Source organism: Synechococcus sp. PCC 6312 (genome assembly GCF_000316685.1).
GTDB lineage: Bacteria > Cyanobacteriota > Cyanobacteriia > Thermosynechococcales > Thermosynechococcaceae > Pseudocalidococcus.
This window is the reverse complement of the sequence record NC_019680.1, coordinates 1,936,298-1,954,008: the sequence shown is the minus strand read 5'-3', so window position 1 is coordinate 1,954,008 and position 17,711 is coordinate 1,936,298. Positions and strand designations below refer to the sequence as shown.

The 17,711-nt window shown below is 41.2% G+C and carries 19 protein-coding genes; 5 read left to right on the top strand and 14 right to left on the bottom strand.

Annotated features, from left to right (window positions below; genetic code table 11):
* Positions 1-96 precede the first annotated feature (96 nt).
* Positions 97-306 carry a hypothetical protein gene (locus SYN6312_RS20080; RefSeq protein ID WP_015124661.1) on the bottom strand — a complete coding sequence of 70 codons (210 nt, stop codon included), beginning with the start codon at positions 304-306 and terminating at the stop codon, positions 97-99.
* A gap of 384 nt (positions 307-690) precedes the next feature.
* Between SYN6312_RS20080 and SYN6312_RS09495 the strand changes: the two genes are divergently transcribed.
* Positions 691-1,215 carry a hypothetical protein gene (locus SYN6312_RS09495; protein ID WP_015124659.1) on the top strand — a complete coding sequence of 175 codons (525 nt, stop codon included), beginning with the start codon at positions 691-693 and terminating at the stop codon, positions 1,213-1,215.
* Here the strand turns inward: SYN6312_RS09495 and SYN6312_RS09490 are convergent.
* The 4 genes from SYN6312_RS09490 to SYN6312_RS09475 all read right to left on the bottom strand — a co-directional run bounded on the left by SYN6312_RS09490 (position 1,212) and on the right by SYN6312_RS09475 (position 7,866).
* Positions 1,212-3,914 (bottom strand): hypothetical protein, encoded by a 2,703-nt coding sequence (locus SYN6312_RS09490; protein WP_015124658.1) that lies wholly within the window; start codon positions 3,912-3,914, stop codon positions 1,212-1,214. The two genes, SYN6312_RS09495 and SYN6312_RS09490, sit on opposite strands and share 4 nt — an antisense overlap.
* Positions 3,915-4,247: 333 nt before the next feature.
* Positions 4,248-5,447, bottom strand: a complete 1,200-nt coding sequence (locus SYN6312_RS09485) for a nucleotidyltransferase family protein (RefSeq protein ID WP_015124657.1) — start codon at positions 5,445-5,447, stop codon at positions 4,248-4,250.
* A 31-nt stretch (positions 5,448-5,478) separates the two neighbouring features.
* A complete protein-coding gene (locus SYN6312_RS09480; RefSeq protein WP_256377470.1) occupies positions 5,479-7,152 on the bottom strand; it encodes an ABC transporter ATP-binding protein in 1,674 nt (557 codons plus the stop codon).
* A gap of 3 nt (positions 7,153-7,155) precedes the next feature.
* A complete protein-coding gene (locus SYN6312_RS09475) occupies positions 7,156-7,866 on the bottom strand; it encodes a glycosyltransferase family A protein (RefSeq protein ID WP_015124655.1) in 711 nt (236 codons plus the stop codon).
* Between the two features lie 70 nt (positions 7,867-7,936).
* Between SYN6312_RS09475 and SYN6312_RS18895 the strand changes: the two genes are divergently transcribed.
* Positions 7,937-8,737 carry a radical SAM protein gene (locus SYN6312_RS18895; RefSeq protein WP_015124654.1) on the top strand — a complete coding sequence of 267 codons (801 nt, stop codon included), beginning with the start codon at positions 7,937-7,939 and terminating at the stop codon, positions 8,735-8,737.
* Between the two features lie 23 nt (positions 8,738-8,760).
* On the opposite strand, the gene SYN6312_RS09470 is transcribed toward SYN6312_RS18895, so the two are convergent.
* The 8 genes from SYN6312_RS09470 to SYN6312_RS09435 form a co-directional block, all read right to left on the bottom strand.
* Entirely contained in the window at positions 8,761-9,621 is an 861-nt protein-coding gene (locus SYN6312_RS09470) for an SDR family NAD(P)-dependent oxidoreductase (protein WP_041430800.1), read from the bottom strand.
* A gap of 31 nt (positions 9,622-9,652) precedes the next feature.
* Entirely contained in the window at positions 9,653-10,393 is a 741-nt protein-coding gene (locus tag SYN6312_RS09465; protein ID WP_015124652.1) for a glycosyltransferase family A protein, read from the bottom strand.
* A gap of 4 nt (positions 10,394-10,397) precedes the next feature.
* Complete coding sequence (locus SYN6312_RS09460; RefSeq protein WP_015124651.1) at positions 10,398-11,096, bottom strand: glycosyltransferase family A protein; 699 nt, start codon at positions 11,094-11,096, stop codon at positions 10,398-10,400.
* Complete coding sequence (locus tag SYN6312_RS09455) at positions 11,093-11,848, bottom strand: glycosyltransferase (RefSeq protein WP_015124650.1); 756 nt, start codon at positions 11,846-11,848, stop codon at positions 11,093-11,095. Before SYN6312_RS09455 ends, SYN6312_RS09460 begins: the two co-directional genes overlap by 4 nt.
* A gap of 94 nt (positions 11,849-11,942) precedes the next feature.
* Complete coding sequence (locus SYN6312_RS09450; protein WP_015124649.1) at positions 11,943-12,683, bottom strand: glycosyltransferase family A protein; 741 nt, start codon at positions 12,681-12,683, stop codon at positions 11,943-11,945.
* A gap of 4 nt (positions 12,684-12,687) precedes the next feature.
* Positions 12,688-13,437 carry a glycosyltransferase family A protein gene (locus SYN6312_RS18295; protein WP_015124648.1) on the bottom strand — a complete coding sequence of 250 codons (750 nt, stop codon included), beginning with the start codon at positions 13,435-13,437 and terminating at the stop codon, positions 12,688-12,690.
* A gap of 10 nt (positions 13,438-13,447) precedes the next feature.
* On the bottom strand, positions 13,448-14,539 hold the full coding sequence (locus tag SYN6312_RS09440; RefSeq protein WP_156804769.1) for a serine kinase: 1,092 nt from the start codon (positions 14,537-14,539) through the stop codon (positions 13,448-13,450).
* Positions 14,540-14,583: 44 nt separating this feature from the next.
* Positions 14,584-15,012 (bottom strand): PqqD family protein, encoded by a 429-nt coding sequence (locus tag SYN6312_RS09435; RefSeq protein ID WP_015124646.1) that lies wholly within the window; start codon positions 15,010-15,012, stop codon positions 14,584-14,586.
* A 102-nt stretch (positions 15,013-15,114) separates the two neighbouring features.
* Here SYN6312_RS09435 and SYN6312_RS09430 point away from each other — a divergent pair, with 102 nt between their 5' ends.
* Positions 15,115-15,852 (top strand): bifunctional 2-polyprenyl-6-hydroxyphenol methylase/3-demethylubiquinol 3-O-methyltransferase UbiG, encoded by a 738-nt coding sequence (locus SYN6312_RS09430; RefSeq protein WP_015124645.1) that lies wholly within the window; start codon positions 15,115-15,117, stop codon positions 15,850-15,852.
* 31 nt (positions 15,853-15,883) lie between these two features.
* Here SYN6312_RS09430 and thrB read toward each other — a convergent pair whose 3' ends face one another.
* Positions 15,884-16,783: a homoserine kinase gene (gene thrB, locus SYN6312_RS09425; RefSeq protein ID WP_015124644.1), complete on the bottom strand. Its 900-nt coding sequence runs from the start codon at positions 16,781-16,783 to the stop codon at positions 15,884-15,886.
* 130 nt (positions 16,784-16,913) lie between these two features.
* Between thrB and SYN6312_RS09420 the strand changes: the two genes are divergently transcribed.
* On the top strand, positions 16,914-17,129 hold the full coding sequence (locus SYN6312_RS09420) for a hypothetical protein (RefSeq protein ID WP_015124643.1): 216 nt from the start codon (positions 16,914-16,916) through the stop codon (positions 17,127-17,129).
* Between the two features lie 134 nt (positions 17,130-17,263).
* Positions 17,264-17,707, top strand: coding sequence for a type II toxin-antitoxin system VapC family toxin (locus SYN6312_RS09415; protein WP_015124642.1), 444 nt, complete (start codon positions 17,264-17,266; stop codon positions 17,705-17,707).
* Positions 17,708-17,711 lie beyond the last annotated feature (4 nt).

The following is a 17,711-nucleotide window of genomic DNA, read 5'->3' as shown; positions in this document are numbered from 1 at the left end:
CCCCAGTCGTCCCCCAAAACATAAAACCTCCTGGGCAATCATAAGAGATCGGTTTTATGACTGTTCTTGATACCTCAGTCTTGGAGATGAACTAATTTAGCCGATAGCTTTCACCGTAAAGTTGATATTTTTCAAGCTGCTACTACTGGGGAGTGAAATCGGCATATCACTTTGACCCGATACATCAGCGCTCACAGAGATATCAATCGAAACAAATGCTTTGCTACCTTGTAGAGCCTGAGGAAGCGTGACCCGGGATTCACATTGATTGTTGGCCACAGATTTGACATGGGCAGATTGGGGCATGATCGGTGGGAAAGTGGCCCCATTCGATAACTTGACCTTGAATTGGGAACAGATACTGGGTGCACTATTGAGGAGGATTTTTCCGCTAACCGTGGGGGTAAGTTCAATCCGGTTGGGAATCCCATTAGGCTTCAGGGTTGGGTTGATACAGTCGCAGGGATTTCCGCCCGAACTGCCGTTGGAATCAGAGTCATGGGGCTAACTAGGGAGCAGATCGCAAACCGTTTCATAAAAGTCTCCTGGGTTGAAGGCGAAGGTAAAGTGTTTAGGGCGATTGGGCTGATGTTTGTATTGTCGGGGTAGGCCCTCAAGTACAACAGTGACCCGGCCTGGGGGTTAATGGATATTAATAATATGAATTGTTATTAAGCAATAGGGAGAGCCATGCAGAAAGTTGCGATCTTTGGCAATGCTGGGGGCGGAAAATCAACACTCAGTCGCAAACTAGCCACAATAACCGGTTTGCCACTTTACACCTTAGACAAGATTAAGTTTCAATCTGATGGGCAAGAAGTCTCCCAGGCCGAGTATGGGCAAGCCCACCAGGCCATTTTAGACTCTGAGAGATGGATTATTGATGGCTTTGGATCCCTGGACACCCTCTGGCCGAGACTGGATGCCGCTGATACCCTGATTTATGTTGATTTACCCCTAGCCCGGCATTTCTGGTGGGTGACCAAGCGGTTCCTGACAGGATATATTTCGCCCCCAGCTGGTTGGCCAGAAAACAGTCCCATTCTCAAGAGTTCGCTCCAAAGCTACCAAGTCCTTGGGCTATGCCACAAACGTCTCACCCCCAAATATCGTGACTATGTGCAGCAGGCCCGCAGTCGGAAAACGGTTTATCACCTCCGCTCTACTCAGGACATGGCTCAGTTTCTCAAATCCATCGAAAATCAGTTGGGTTAGGCGGTGCCGATGGTGGTGGAGACGGCGGACATATAGGTTTTTTCCAAGACTTCTTTAGACGAGAGCGAGGCCTGGGCAACGAGATAACGAGCAATTAGCCCTGTCCAACCGGTTTGGTGGCTGGCCCCAATCCCGGCCCCATTATCGCCATGGAAATATTCATAGAACAGGATCAGATCCCGCCAATGGGGATCCGTCTGGAACTTCTCGGTTTCGCCATAGACGGGTCGCCGTTCTTCGGTTTGCAGAAAAATATTATTGAGGCGGGTGAGAATTAAGTCGGAAACATCCCAGAGGGTGAGCCAATTCCCGGAGCCGGTGGGACATTCCACCTTAAACTCATCGCCATAATAGCCATACATTTTTCGCAGCGCTTGGACAATAATGGCATTCACCGGCATCCAGACCGGGCCGCGCCAATTGGAATTGCCGCCAAACATCCCCGATGTTGATTCGGCCGGTAAGTAATCCACCCGGTATATGTCGCGCCCTAAGACGAATTTATAGGGATGCTCGAGGTGGTAACGGGATAGGGATCTCAGGCCGTAATCACTCAAAAATTCCGATTCATCCAGCATTTTACTCAGGATACGCCGCAGCTTTTCTGGGCCAACCGGGCAGAACAAATGGCGGTTTTTCACGCCGAGGGCATTGGGGTCATTGATATTGGCCAAAAGTTCAGGATGGCGGGCATTAAACTCGGCGATGCGGGCTTTGAATTTTGGCAAACGCTCAAGAATTTCATCACTGACAACGGCCGTAGCACAGAGGGGAATCAGGCCAACCATGGAGCGGACTTTTAAGCGTTGGGCCCGGCCATCAGGTAAGTGGAGAATGTCATAGAAAAAGCCGTCCTCTTCGTCCCAGAGTTCATCTTTGTTGTTTCCAACCCGATCCATCGCTCCGGCAATGTAGATGAAATGCTCATAAAACTTGCAACAGAGGTCTTCGTAGGCCGGATTGTCGAGGGCCAACTCCACCGCCATGTTCAACATATCCAGGGAATACATGGCCATCCAACTGGTGCCATCGGCTTGCTCTAAGCGTCCCCCCATCGGTAACGGCGCGCTGCGGTCAAACACCCCAATGTTATCCAGGCCAAGGAAACCGCCCTCAAAGACGTTATTGCCGGAGGCATCTTTACGATTCACCCACCAAGTAAAGTTGAGCAGGAGTTTGTGAAATACACTTTCCAGGAAGACCCGATCCCCTTGACCGCCATTCAAAGCTTTGTCCAACATATAAATCTGATAGGTGGAAATGGCATGAACCGGCGGGTTAACGTCCCCAAAATTCCATTCGTAGGCGGGGAGTTGACCATTGGGATGAAGATGGAGTTCATCCACCATCAGGCACAGTTGCTCTTTGGTAAATTCCATATCCACCAAGCACAGGGCAGCACAGTGAAAGGCGAGATCCCAGGCCGCGAACCAAGGATATTCCCATTTATCGGGCATGGAGATAATGGCAGAACTCTCGAGATGAAACCAATCTTTATTACGGGTAGGCAAGCGTTCCGGGCAATCGGGGGGGAGAATTTCGTCTTCAAGCCATTCTTTGACTGGGAAGTTATAGTACTGTTTTGTCCACATCATCCCGGCAATGGCCTGGCGGGCAATATTTTTAGCATCAGGACTGAGGCTATCGGGAATCACTTTCCCAAAAAATTCATCAGCTTCTTGACGACGGGCCTGGAATGTTTTTGTAAAGGCGGGGCCAAAGTCTGAGTTAGGCGTTGTGCCGAGGCGAACTTGAATGATTTGACTGCCCCCGGCCGGAATTTCGAGAAAATAATCAGCCGCAGCTTTTGTCCCGACTCGGCTGGGATTCACCGCATCGGTTTGACCATGGACTAAATAGTTATTAATTCCATCTTTGACGTAGGGTTGAAGATTCTCCAGGCCAAACACCCGTTCCAGATTCGTTTCATTTTCGGTAAACAACAGAGGTGGGGCCTGGTGACAGGATAAATAGCGAGTTCCCAATTCAGGATGTTGGGCGGCGATGATTCCGGCACTGGTTTGGCGTAATTGGGGTTTTGTAACGGGGTGTTTAAACCAACTCCAGGTATTGCGGAACCAAATAGAAGGCAACACATGGAGGCTGGCAGCTTGGTCTCCCCGATTAAAGACTTCAATTTGAATTAACCAATCTTCCGGAGATTCCTTGGCATACTCCACAAAAACATCAAAATAATGATTTTCATCAAAAACCCCCGTATCAAGAAGTTCATATTCTTGGTCGTAATAACCGCGGCGGGCATTGGTCTGCACTAAGTCATCGTAGGGAAATTCGCGTTGGGGATATTTGTAGAGATATTTCATGTAGGAATGCGTTGGCGTACTATCTAGGTAAAAATAGTATTCCTTGACATCTTCACCGTGATTCCCTTCACTATTAGTTAGACCAAAAAGTCGTTCTTTAATAATGGGATCAACGCCATTCCAAAGGGCCAGGCCAAAACAGAGTTGCTGTTGATCATCACAAATCCCCGCTAGGCCATCTTCCCCCCAGCGATAGGCCCGTGAACGGGCTTGATCATGGGAAAAATAATCCCAAGCATTGCCATCGGTAGAGTAATCTTCTCGTACAGTCCCCCATTGTCGCTCACTCAGATAAGGACCCCATTTTCGCCAAGGATGTGTGCTGGCTTTAGCTTGGTTGAGTCGTTGAATTTCAGGAATATTTTGGGTTGACATCGTGAAGTCCTTAGGTAAGGGTAGTTCTGTATCAGGTTTGACAGGGGTAATAACTAATCAAGGATTTTAGGCGTATTTAGCTTAAACGTACCAAAGTAAGTCCCAGGCCTGGTTAATCTTCAAAAATTCTTTATAGTTACCCATCTCTAGCGTTCCCTATTCCAAACATTGACGAGTAAAGATGGTTTACTCCTAGAACTAGTTATGTCAAGCATAGCATTTGATCCAGTTAGCAAAACTGGTAATGGTGGGGTCTGCGGTGATTTAAGACTGGTAAATCAAATAATCTCACTGATTTAAACTGATAGTATGGATGAATAAATTTTATGGTTTTTATCGAGAAATCTTGAAGAAAACTATCAATATTGTGTTAAATAGTTTATTGATTCTAGAAATGAGCTTTTGCCAACAGAATTCTGATCGAAAATACGTCCATAGAAAAGACAATAGGTTTTTCTTTGATTTTGATAATTGACCTGGGTATAAACTAAAGCTCTGATACATAAGCTTTAAGCTCATCAACTCTGCCAAGATAGAGTTAAGAGGATTTTTAGAGAAAACATCCACAGAGGAGTTAGTTCTTATATAATGTGCAAACTTCTCCTTTTTAGTAGCAGAGTAATGATCGATATGAGAAAATATATTTCTGGGAATTGATAGTTCTAGATTATCATTAAGATAAGTTAATGTGGTCAACAAGGGAAGATTAAGTGAAAATAAATTAGTTCGTTCCACTAATTCTAACCAGTTAGAAAAATCTTGCTTATAGTAAATTGTTAATGCATCAGCAATCCAACGAATAGGAGGCTCCGGAGACCAGCAAGAACCGTGAACACAGACATGGAGAAAACGGTCAATTGGTTTAAGTATTCTTGTTTTTAAACCCATAAATTTTACTAGCTGACTGTCATCCCAAAAAACTTTCTGATCACAAAGGGTAAAACTATTTTGAAAAATTCGCCAATGTAAATCTAGGCTCCACCCGTCTTGATCTTTTAATCCAGAGGCATGTCGCAAAGATATATGTTCATGGACCTTGTCAGGATTATAATGTGTAGACTTCCAACCATCTTGCATTAAAATCGTCATAGCTTTTTCAGTAAACTCAGGAGGAACCAAAACATCCATATCTACCATAGGCCGTACCCCCCAATCTTGATAATCGGCAATGCATAAGCTCATCCCCTTTAGTAAAATAGTTGGAACATCTGCCTCTTGAAACTTCTCTAAAACTTTTCTTAGCCTTTGAGCACGAAGCTGATTCATTGACCAAGTATATCGATAGATACCTTTAAGCTTTTCTATTGTTGGGTGTTCGACACCAAGTTGAGATAAATTTCGGTATAGTAGCGGCAGTAGCCGATTAGAGCCAGCATCAAGGTTTTCAAAGTCCACTTGCTGTATCCAGGCCTGCCATGCGTGAATTGCCCTTTCTCCAGGCCAAAGAGATGCCCGCAATAATAAAATTTGTTCAGGAGTTGCTTGGTAGTTTCCACCCCTTAATGGCCGGGTCGCATGTGTTGAAATAGACATAGACAAAGATAACCAAAAGACGTATCAACAATTAAATAAGAGGAGAAACTAGTCTTAACTTGCCATCATTCATTTCTAAGACTTGATCTGCCTGTTCAGTTAGTTTTAAGTTATGGCTAACAATTAAAATTCCAGGCCTGGATTGTACTTTCTTCAAATTAGCCATCAATTCCGCAATTGCCTCTTGATCCAAGTGATTAGTTGGTTCATCTAAGATTAACATCTTAGGATAACGTAATAAACTACGAGCCAATGCCAGTCGCTGCCGTTGCCCACCAGATAAGAGATTGCCATCTTCACCAATTTTTGTCTGAAGCCCTTGTGGCAATTGTTGAATGAAATAATCTGCCATAGCAATTTCAAGAACATGGTTGACTTCGGATTCAGGATGATCATTCAGACCATAGGTCAAATTTTCCCAAACCGTACCAGGAAAGAAGAAATTTTCTTGCCTTACAACCCCAATTCGTTGACGAAAAGAAGCTATATCAATATCCCTATAAGACAACTCATCAGCCACAATCTCTCCAGAGTTGGGTCGGTAAAAGCCCAAGATCAAATCAATGAGAGTACTTTTTCCGCAACCGTTTGGGCCGAGAATAACAATAACTTGGCCTGGCCATAGGGTTAAGCTTAAATCCGATAGGATTGGAGTCTTACCGTGAGAGAAAGTAATAGCGGTTAAAGATAGTTTACCTTGCCAATCAACCTGTATCTGTCCATTGTAGGGCTGCGAAATTGGATAATGGAAAAAACGATAGATATTATCTAAAGATGCTTGTCCTGAAATGAAAACTGGAATTGTTCCCAATATTGATTGTAAGGCAGTTTGCAACAGGTTTGTAGCGATATAAAATCCAATCAACTCACCCAAGCTAATTGTATTACCAATCACAGCCCAACCACCACCTATTAAAAGTATTAACTTAGCAATGGTTAATAAGTTATTTTGAGTTAAGGTATAAGCACTATTTAACCAAGCCACTTGGATACTTTTATGGTATAAATTTTTAATTGATTCTTTCTGACGAAACCATTCCCATTCTTGGGCAGATTGAATATGAATTAGATCTAAACTGCGAATAGTAAATAAGATGCCCTTACTAAACTGTTCAAATGCTCTTAAGAATAATGGTGTGGTATATTTTAACTTTCTCCTTGCATAGTAATTATAAATAAATGCCAGTGGTGAAATTAGAGCCATTAAGGCTAAAAGCAATGGGTTCCAATACCAAAGTAAGATAACTAAGCTAATAGTTGTAACAACGGATGGCAGCACCACTGTGAGAGAGTTATTGCTCATAATATCTAGACGTTCAGTATCTTGAACAATAGTCGTGTGCCAGTGAACGTAATCTGACTGACGATATATCTCTCTGGGGATGATGAATAATCTTTCTAGGAGTTGCACGCGCATTTTTAGAATTGCTGTTTTGGTAATAATCAATGTTAAATAACGATTTGTGAGAGCGATAGTGGCACTTAAAAGACTAAAAAGAAGCATCCCTAAGCCAACTTGAAAAAGAGAGACTAAGCTTCGACTTGGAATGGCCCAATCAAATGCAGCGCGAGCCAAGTACATACTCGGTAAAACCATAAGTGATTGTAAGAAAGAGAGAAAGATACTCCAGGAAAGTTTGCCATATCGTCGTTCGTAAAATGACAAATAAAATTGCCACAACTTTAGAGAATGTCTTGTCTTCACAGTTTAAAATTGACTCCTTCTACGGTCTAAAGAAGATTTTATAATCCGCACATAGTCTTGCCAATAACTTTTCGATTTTTGAGATGAATTATCATTGTGAACACGCCTTAAGAGCACGACATCGGGTGGAAGAAAGCTGATTAGATTTAATTCAATCGCTCTTAAATACCAGTCAAGAAATTGTCCAACTTCACAAGTTTCTGAGAATTGACCGACATGGTTAAAGGTTTCTCGTCTTAATAACATAGCCCCAGCGGCGTAAGCGGGCATAATCTTGTGAGGATAGTTCCAGCGTTGCGCTTCTTGGGTAGAGAGATCGGGACTGATGAAATGCTCAACTTGTCCAAAGACAATATCTATATCTGGATTTTGCTTGAATGCATTTATCTGGATAGTTAATTTATTAGCTGCCCAAAGATCATCGGCATCCAGGAAGGCGAGAAATTCACCCTGAGAGATTTCAACACCATAATTACGAGCTACTCCAACCCCTCGATTTTCTTGATATTTGTAGTAGATATTCTGATGATTCTGCATCAATTTCTGTATAACTGTGGATGTGTAATCATTAGAACCGTCATCAATTACGACAATTTCCAAAGAGTTTTTCATCTGAGAAAGAACACTAGTAATAGCAGCTTTAATATACTTTTCACCATTAAAAACAGGTATAATTACACTGATCAAACTATCATCCTTAATTATATTTGTCATATTAAATAAATTTACATCGGACTATATAGTATTATGCATCAGTATAAGTAGCTTTAGTCAGTTAATATCTATGAAAATAGTTAGAAATCTTGAACTTCATATCATTCATAACTGTAATCTACACTGTGAAAGTTGTGCTCATTATTCTAATCAATATCATCAAGGACTAGTAACTCTGGGACAAGCAGCGCGATGGTTTGAGCAATGGCAAGGACGAGTTCAGCCAATTTCCTTTTCTTTACTCGGGGGCGAGCCGACTCTTCATCCTCAGTTAGCAGAATTTGTACCGCTTGTTAAGAAATATTTTCCGCACAGTAAGTTGCGTTTAGTGACCAATGGTTTTTTTCTTGAACGGCATCCTGATCTTCCTCGATTTCTTAGGTCTTACCCTAGGGCTGAACTTCATATTTCAATCCATCACGACAGCCCAGAATATCTAAGCCACCTACAACCCCAATTAGATTTAGTTTTTCAATGGCAACGAGAGTATGAAATCACTATAAAGATTTTAAACTCTCAAAAATATTGGACACGGCGATATTATGGCATTGGTTCACAGATGGAACCTTTTGCAGATAATCAACCCCGACAAAGTTGGGAAAATTGCCCTGCGAAGCATTGTTTACAGTTATTTCAAGGGCAACTTTGGAAATGTCCTCCTCTCGCATACTTACAACTTCAAGCAAAGAAATACTCTCTTTCTGAATACTGGCAACCCTATTTAAACTACACACCACTATCGTCAAACTGCACCGAGCCAGAACTACACGAGTTTTTAGGGCGTGAAGATGAAAGCTATTGCGCTATGTGTCCATCAAATCCCAAGACATTTTCATTGCCTAATCCGATTACAAATATTTCTGTTAAGTAAGACATCAGCTATCCACATCTACATCAAGAAGATTTAGCACGATACCCCAAACTTGCCACGCCATTATCAATTGTCAGAACTGTACCAGTTGTAAAGTGACTAAAATAGTCAGAAGCAAGATAAACTACAGCTCTACCAATGTATTTTGGGGGAATAGAAGTTTTTTGTAATTGACCATATTGCCAGTAACGAGGGTAGCCTTGTTCATCTTCTTTTATTAACCCAGGCGCAATGCCATTAACACGAATACCAAATTTACTTAAGTCAATGGCCATTTCTTTGATAACCATGCCTAATGCTGCCTTAGAGGAGGAGTAGCTTGGATCATTATGGATCAGCCATTGATGGATTGACGTTATGAATATAATTGATCCCTTTGTTGAGGTTCTAATCATATTACTAGCCACTAATTGAGTTAGGTAGAGAGGGCTAAATATATTAGTATCATAAACCATTTTCCAATCCGATAGACAAAAGTCATTGATCTGAGATTTTCTAACGGCAATTCCAATATTATTTACTAAAATATCAATAGTGATATTTTCTCGACTTAAATACTCAATAATCTGGTCAATATCTTGCTGATTGACAATATTAGCTTGAAAGCCCTTAAACTTCACGGTGTAAGTACCTAATTCAAATTCTAACTTTTTACATTTTTCCGGGTCTAAGTCTAAAAAATAGATATTTGCTCCCTGCCTGGCCATCTCTAGAGCAATGCTACGACCAATATTTTGCCCAGCACCAGTAATAAATACATTTTTGCCATACAAAAGCTGATTATCCATCACCAACTCTGGCTCGGTGGTTGATATGATGAAGACTGGATCAGCTTTTCCTTTTAATATATTAAAGACTAACTTGAGACGACGCAAGATATTCATTTATCTGTACCAACGAAAATTAGGTGATACGTTACCTTTCAGACCAGGCCCCGAGATAGTCCATCAATGAGCTATGGTTATTATCCATAATCTGAGAATTTTTCTGCTTCATTCGTTGAAGATGTCGATGAAACGCTTCTAATCGCCCCTTTTGTAATATTTTTATAGATTTAGTTATATTTTTTTCGTGGCGACGGTAATATAAAACTACCTGAGCAAGGCGATGTTTAATAATTCCTAACTCCCAAGCCCGAGTAAACCAATCCATATCCTGACCACTATATAAACTTTCATCAAAAGTACCCACTCTCTGAAAAAGAGATTTTCGATAGAGACAACAACCTAGCTGCATCAGAAATACCGGTTGAGAATGGGGTAAAAACACACCAAGATCTGAGTTTAAGACATAAGGTTGCATTAGGCCTTGAACTATATCAACCAGTGGCCTGATTTGGAGATATTCAACAAATTTTATCAATATGTTATCCAACCAAAAATCATCAGAGTCTAAAAACGTTACGAACTCTCCCTTAGCAATTTCTAAACCCCGATTTCGGGCTGGGCCTGGGCCGGCGCAAGAAGACTTTAAATAATGGACTAGTGGGTCTGATTTTGCAATGTCTGCGGTCTGATCAGTTGAACCATCATCAACCACGATAACTTCAATTGGCTCATAATATTGTCTGTGAATACTAGCTAGTGCTTCACCGAGGAAAAGCTCTCCATTATGCACAGGTATGATAACACTCACTAAGGGTTTACCATCAATCATAAAGTTAGTCACTTCTTTTTCCCAATCTTTTCTGCTGGATGTGCTGACGAAGAATATTAAGTAACTCCTGAGAGTTAACACCAGCATTAATCGTTGCGGTATTCCCGCTCCAAACTCGCTTGTAAAGCAATATTTGTGGGATAGCCTTCATAGGGATATTCTTCTGTTCAGCTCGAATAAACCACTCAACATCATTAGCAAACGCAAGAGATGGTGACAGTAAACCTACCTGCTTAAACACATTTTTTCGAGCTACTAGAGTTTCCATGATGTGCCCAATAAGCTCTCGTTCTAGTAGGGATAATTTAAAACTATAGGTATCTTCTAGAGTAGACTCTGTAAAGTAACAAAAATTAGTAATTGTGTATCCTAAATTCGGTTCTCTCTTCATTAATTCAATCTGTAATTGAAGCTTCTGAGGCGACCATCGATCATCATGAGACAAAAAAGCAATAAATTCCCCTTGAGCACTTTCAATTCCTTGATTATAGGCTTGAGCCAGGCCTGGTTCTCGCTGTAACTGATATTGAACTAGATCATAGGATTGGGCAATTATTGCAGTTCGATCTGTTGAGTTACCATCAACCAGAATAATTTCATCAACAGGATAGGTTTGAGTGACAATACTGTCAATGGCTTCAGATAAATAAGGTTCGCCATTTTTAACCACCATCACCACACTGATCATAGAAATGGAGTTCATGAAATTCTTGGTAACTCCGGAGATGAAACATAACCAAAATAATCGGCCACAGTGATTGAGGAAGACAGAAGCTCTGATTCTTGTCGATTTCGTTTTAGATGACGGTAAAAAGCCTGCACTAATCCCTGTTGAACTCGGAGCTTATCATTAGTCATATTTTGATCATGCCTACGACGTAAGAGAGCGACTTCATAAATTCGAGCTTTTGGAATTCCAAGCTCCCAGGCTCGCATAAACCAATCTACATCCTCATTTGTTTTGAGTGAAATATCACAGTAGCCCACCTTCTCAAATACAGATGCCCGATATAGTGCACTGGCAAAGTTTACATTCCAATGGGGAATTCCCGAGTAATCAAATGTTCTTGTTTGCGGATTATAGTTAAGTTGCTGAACTAAGCCATGGGCAATATCAACCGTGGTATTTCGACTCAAATAAGTTGCCAAGTTAAGTAGCATTCCCGGTGGATATAAGTCATCAGAGTCTAAAAATGTGATGTATTCTCCTTTGGCAGCTTTAATACCCGTATTTTTTGCAGATGCAGCTCCCTGGTTGTATTGATAAATATAGGAAACTTTCGGATTTGCTTGGCTAATTGATGCGGTTTTGTCCGTAGAACCATCATCCACGACAATTATTTCGAGTGATTGGTAATTCTGGGAGTGAACTGAATCTAACGCCTCGGTTAGAAACCGCTCTCCGTTATATACAGGTATAATCACTGAAATTAGAGGTAAATTGATAATCATCATAACTTATCCAATATAACCCGATGATTTAAGACTCTAAGAAAATAAACTCAAGTGGTAAGTTAATCAATTCATAACGGTTAGGGAGCAACTGAAATCAATAGGGCCAATGTCCAAAATAATCTAATATTTTCTGTATTTGTAAATTTTCCATTTTATGCTCCTGTTGACGTATTCGTTTTAAATGACCATGATATACTTTAACCAAATTTAGCTGAGATAATGTTAAAAATTTTGTCATATTATTATCATGTTTTCGATACAATAAAGACGGAAAATTCAGTTTTTCTTTGTAAATATTCATTTCGTATGCTCTTAACGTCCAGTCCCAATCTTCACTACAACTTAATGTTGTATCAAAGAATCCTACAGAATCAAATACATATTTACGGTATAAAGAACTTGCCATTAAAGCAAACATGAAATAAGGAACTGTTGTCGGGTTAAATTTTTGATGATAAGTATTAAGACAATATTCTTGAACCTGAGACTGAACAATATCAACAGAGGGATTATTAACGAGATAACTTGAGTGTCGCCGTAGTGTATCTCTCGTCCAGATGTCATCAGAATCTAAAAATGCGATAAATTTACCACTGGCCTTCTTTAATCCCATATTCTTTGCCGCACCAGGCCCCTGGTTATTCTGATAATAATAATTAACGGTCGGGTCAGATTGAGCGATAACAGCACTATTATCTGTTGAGCCATCATCAACAACAATAATTTCTAGAGATGGATATTCTTGAGCATGAATACTTCCTAATGCTTCCGGCAAGAATTGTTCGCCGTTCCAGACAGGAATAATCACGGAAATTAGGGGGTAATCACTATTCATATAATCATTTCTTTTGATTATTTTTAAGGTATTTATTAAAGCCAATATATTCGAGAAAATTTTGTTTTTTATGGCTAAGTTGTAGATTTTGATGATTATATTGAATGTGTTTATAGTAAACTCTCATTATTCCTTTTTTTATTGTTATGGTATCCCACGTCATATTATTGTCATGTCTGCGATAGTGAAGAGTAACTTTATCAAGACTATAATTTGGAACTTCTTGATACCAGGCCCGCATAAACCATTCAATATCATCACAACCTTTAAGCCCATCAGACAATAGACCTACCTTGAAAAATATTGATTTGCGAAAAAGAGCACTACCTAGGTTGACATGCCAATAGGGAAGTCTATCGGAAATATAGAACTTGCCATCATCTAAACAATAGTTATACTCTTGTACTAATCCATTAACTAATGCAACATCGGGCATTTTCTGTAATATTTCAACTAGCCTAATTAAGCTACCTTTTGGCCATACATCATCTTGATCAAGAAAGGTAATTAAGTCTCCTCTTGCTTGAAGTATGCCATTATTCCGTGCTACAGCCTGTCCTTGATTTTCTTGATAAAAGTAACGAAGTCTTGAATCGGCTTTGGCAATTTCAGCACTATTATCCGCAGAACCATCATCAACAACAATTAGTTCTAGTGGGTCATAGTTTTGAGCATGGATACTGGCAAGAGCTTCTGCTAAAAAATGCTCTCCATTGTAAACAGGAATAATGACTGAGATTAAAGGGAGTGTCATAACTAAATAGCTACAATTCATTTAATATTTGCAGAATATTATCAGGAATCTGCTTTATATCTGTCCCAATTTTGAGGTAAAAACAAGGTAAGTATGATGCAACTTTGGAAATCATCTGAAATGTATTTTTATTCGTATAGGGCAATTGGAAAATACTACTAGGAGCGGTTGAGAAAAGTGCTTTAGCTGGAGACGTTCTTTCCCATGTTGTTGCGCTTAAACCAGTGACCTTGGGAATACAAATAGCTTTTAAGGGTAACTCATTTAGTAAAGCTTCAGGCGCAAACTGGTTAACAAATGCCATTGCTTTCTCATATTCGATATTTCTGGAGTTAGATAGATGCTTGTTGATGAATGGAAAACGTTTTAAATCATTTTTACCGACTAACTTCACTGTACTAAATAAGCTATGGACTTTTAGATATGTCTCCCAAGTTACAACACAGTAGTCATCACTTAAATATTTTAGTTTGCTATCTATACAGGCCAAGGCTGTAGTTGACTTTCCTGAGCCGCCTTTACCAACCAACAGTACTCCTTTATCCTCTAAACCCACTGCACCAGCATGAAGCATTAATTGTCCTTTACTTTGAACTAACCAATGCCAAATAACTTTAAATGGTGAACCAATTTCATAGTAAGGTAGTCTATTTATATCTTGGATTAAGCAGAGAGCAATGTTTTTCTCCAAATGATAGAGGTTGATAATACCTGAGCCACCATTATAGGCAATTAAAATTTGCTGATTGTCACCACTAATTATTTCACCTCGAGGAGCAAGATACTTTTCAGGGTGCTGGGCTATTGCTTCAAACCAAGCTTTAACTAATTGCGGCAAAGGTTGATTATGAGAAACTTGCTCTGATACAAAGATGGTTAAATCTGCTTTCACCTGAGAAGTCTTAGGAATAATTAAATGTAGTTGAGCTGGAGAGATGATTTTTTGAATAGTCTCATTTGCAAATTTTAAGTGAACGGTGTAATCCCCTATTTTATAGAAGCTTTCGGAGACTGTGGTTGTATGACTGAAACTATCTTGGCAGTATTGATAAAAACTCCAAAAAATATCATGATTGTCTATCATTAAGCTAGAATCTCTCATCAAAGTCATACGCTATATTTTTCTGTAAGCTGTCTTTTAAGCCTCTACTCAATATTGGCTTTCGGCCAACCGCTGTCTGTAACATCGTGAATTGGGTCTAATATCAACAAATCTTGCAAATCGCTATATTTACACAGCTTTGGCTCAACAAAACTCTTCTCTACTGCTATATTGTCTAAATTCAATGGCTCAGGATCAGGCAAATCTTCCCCTAAGGGTACAATCAAGCCCTCCATTTGCAATTCACTGACCAGGCCGACCACAGTATTCATCATCCGATCAGGATGGTCACTAAATGTCTTAGCTAGCCAATTACCAATGTCAGTAACCGTTAGTCCTTGGGATAATAACTCCCAGATTATGGCTCCAGAACCTTCCATGCTGTAATAGTTACCACTGTCAAGGTTGAGAATAACTGCTTCCCCCTCAATCACTTCGCTGACGACCGTAGGCGTGTTGACTCTAAACTTCATAACTTATCTCGAAAGATATTTTTTTGGGAGGACATTGGCTTAATATTTTTGTTAGCCTACCACAGATGGTTCGTTGTTAAAAAAACAAATTGGTATAGCTCTATGCGAATGAACTCTTTCGGGGGGAAGCAACTTCTCGCATTAATTCGTGAAGGAAACTATGCCCACCCCGGGGAAGAGGAAGCCATTGAGCTGATGTTTGCCACAATTCCGCAAAATCCGGCCAGAAAGATGCTAGATGTTGGTTGTGGTCGGGGCGGCACGGCTCATTATTTACAGTCCCACGGTTGGGGAAACGTGACTGGCCTGGATTTGGATACAGACTCGATTCAATATGCCCAAGAGCACTATCCCGGCTGCAAATTTTTCACTGGAAATGTTCTAAATGCACCAAACACTCTACCGACAACCTATGATTTGCTCTACCTATTCAACTCGTTCTATGCCTTTGAGGATCAGGCCCAAGCCCTAGATGCTCTTCACCAAGTTGCCCATCCCGGCTCCACCCTTTTAATCTTTGACTATACAGATTTAGGAACCTATCACCAGGCCCCGATTACCCAAGCTAATAAACCTTTTATTCCCCATCCCATCGTTTTAGCTGAAATCACATCTCTACTGGGAACACAGTGGCAATTAACTCGTATTCAGGATCTTTCCGCACAGTATCAACGGTGGTATCAACACTTTATGGCCCAGGCCCATAGTAAACGGCTCGACATTATTCAATTAGCTGGAGTCCAGGCCTGGGAGGCCGTCAGCCAAGTCTATGGAGAACTATTAGAATCCATCCGGCGGGGAGAATTAGGGGGGACAATCATCACCGCCCAAGCCCAGTAAGGCTCACTGATGCCTCCATGACAATCACTGCCTAAGCAACCTTAGCACCCTGACCATTAAGCTGGGTCACCTGGGTTTGAGCCAAGACCCCGACTTTTGCCCAAGCTGAACTCATTGCTTCAGCTACCCCTTGAGAGGATTGGGGAGATGTTAATGCCAGCAACGTTGGCCCCGCCCCACTTATCACCAGGCCATAGGCCCCCGCTGCCAGTGCCGCGATTTGGACCTGCTCATAACCCGGAATTAGGGAATGACGATAGGGTTGATGGAGTCGATCTTGCAGGCCAGCCGCGAGCCATTGAACATTACCAGTCCCCAACCCTTGAATCAGTAGGGCGAGGTGAGCCGCATTAAAAATGGCATCTCCATAGCTGAGATGGGGCGGGAGAACTTGCCGAGCCGTCTGGGTCGCTAATTCAAACTCTGGGATCGCAATCACGGGAACAACAGATTCATGCCAGGCCAAGGGAACTGTCACCCATCCCTGATCCCCTGCCCCCGTTGCCGTCAATTGACAGCCCCCCAACAAGGCCGGAACCACATTATCTGGATGGCCCTCCATCTCAATTGCGAGGGCCAGGAGTTGTTGAGGATTCAAAGGCTGATCCATAAGTGCATTGGCCCCTAGCAGCCCCCCAACAATAGCCGTAGCTGAACTGCCCAGGCCTCGCGCTAAGGGGACTCCCAATTCAATCTCTAGCTGAATATCAGGAATATCTTCCTCAAGGGAATCATAAAAATAACAAAAAGCTTGATAGGCTAAATTCCGCTCATCCGTCAAGACTTTGTCCGCATCCCGGCCCCGAGCCATAATCTTGGTCGTTGGAGATTTTTGGAACTTAAATTGATTTGTCAGGGATAGGGCTGCTCCTAGACAATCAAACCCAGGCCCAAGATTTGCTGTTGTTGCGGGTACTGTCACCGTAATCATGAATGCTGATTAATAATACTCTGTAAAGATGCCTGTCCATCATACTGGAGAACCCTAAGCTCTTTACAGCTAGCAACAGGACAACGTCTCACAATATAATTGAAGTACTCAGCTAGCACCCAGAAAGATTATGGTTACGCAGCCATCTCAAGAATGCCTCGACCCTGACGCTGTTGAAAATAGTCCACTGGATCAGCAAGTGCCAACACAACCGAGTCCCAAAGTTAAGAACAAAAAAGCCCTCCCCACCCTAAGTCGTTCAGAAAAGCTGGCGGCAGTTAGAAAAGCAAATCAGGCTCTTATGAAAGCATTAAGTCTCATGTCACAAAAAAAAGAAAGTGTGTAACGTTTGCCCGGCAAAAATATCCCTAAATGACAGAGCCTTACCCATTGGGCTAAATGGGGCAAATTCAGAAAAATTATCTGGTGAAGTTTGTAATATTTCTCTGGGTTGAGATAGGCTAAGCAATACTATAACCAATGACTAAGGTAACGTTTGATACAAATATTCTCATTTCTCGTCGAAATATTGAGTTACCCAATAGTTTTTACCTCTCTGTAGTCATACTTCAAGAGTTGGTTGCGGGTGCTGATGACCAAGCACAATTGAAGCGATTGAACATTGCTAGACGGGAGTATGAAAAATCTGGAAGACTTTTAGTTCCAAATGCAGAAGATTGGTGGATTGTTGGGAAGGTGACAAACTCTCTCCAAAAAGGCTTGAAGTCAAAGCGAGCTGGACTAACTCCAAAGATGTCGGCTGAACAGAAATATCGAATTACCCATGATGTTCTGATTGCCCGAACAGCAAAGCGAGCCAGCGTTACAATCGTAACTGATAACATAAAAGATTTTGAAATCATTCAACGTTTTTGTCATGTTCGAGTCATTACTGGTGATGCATATTTTGGCTCAATAAAATAGATTC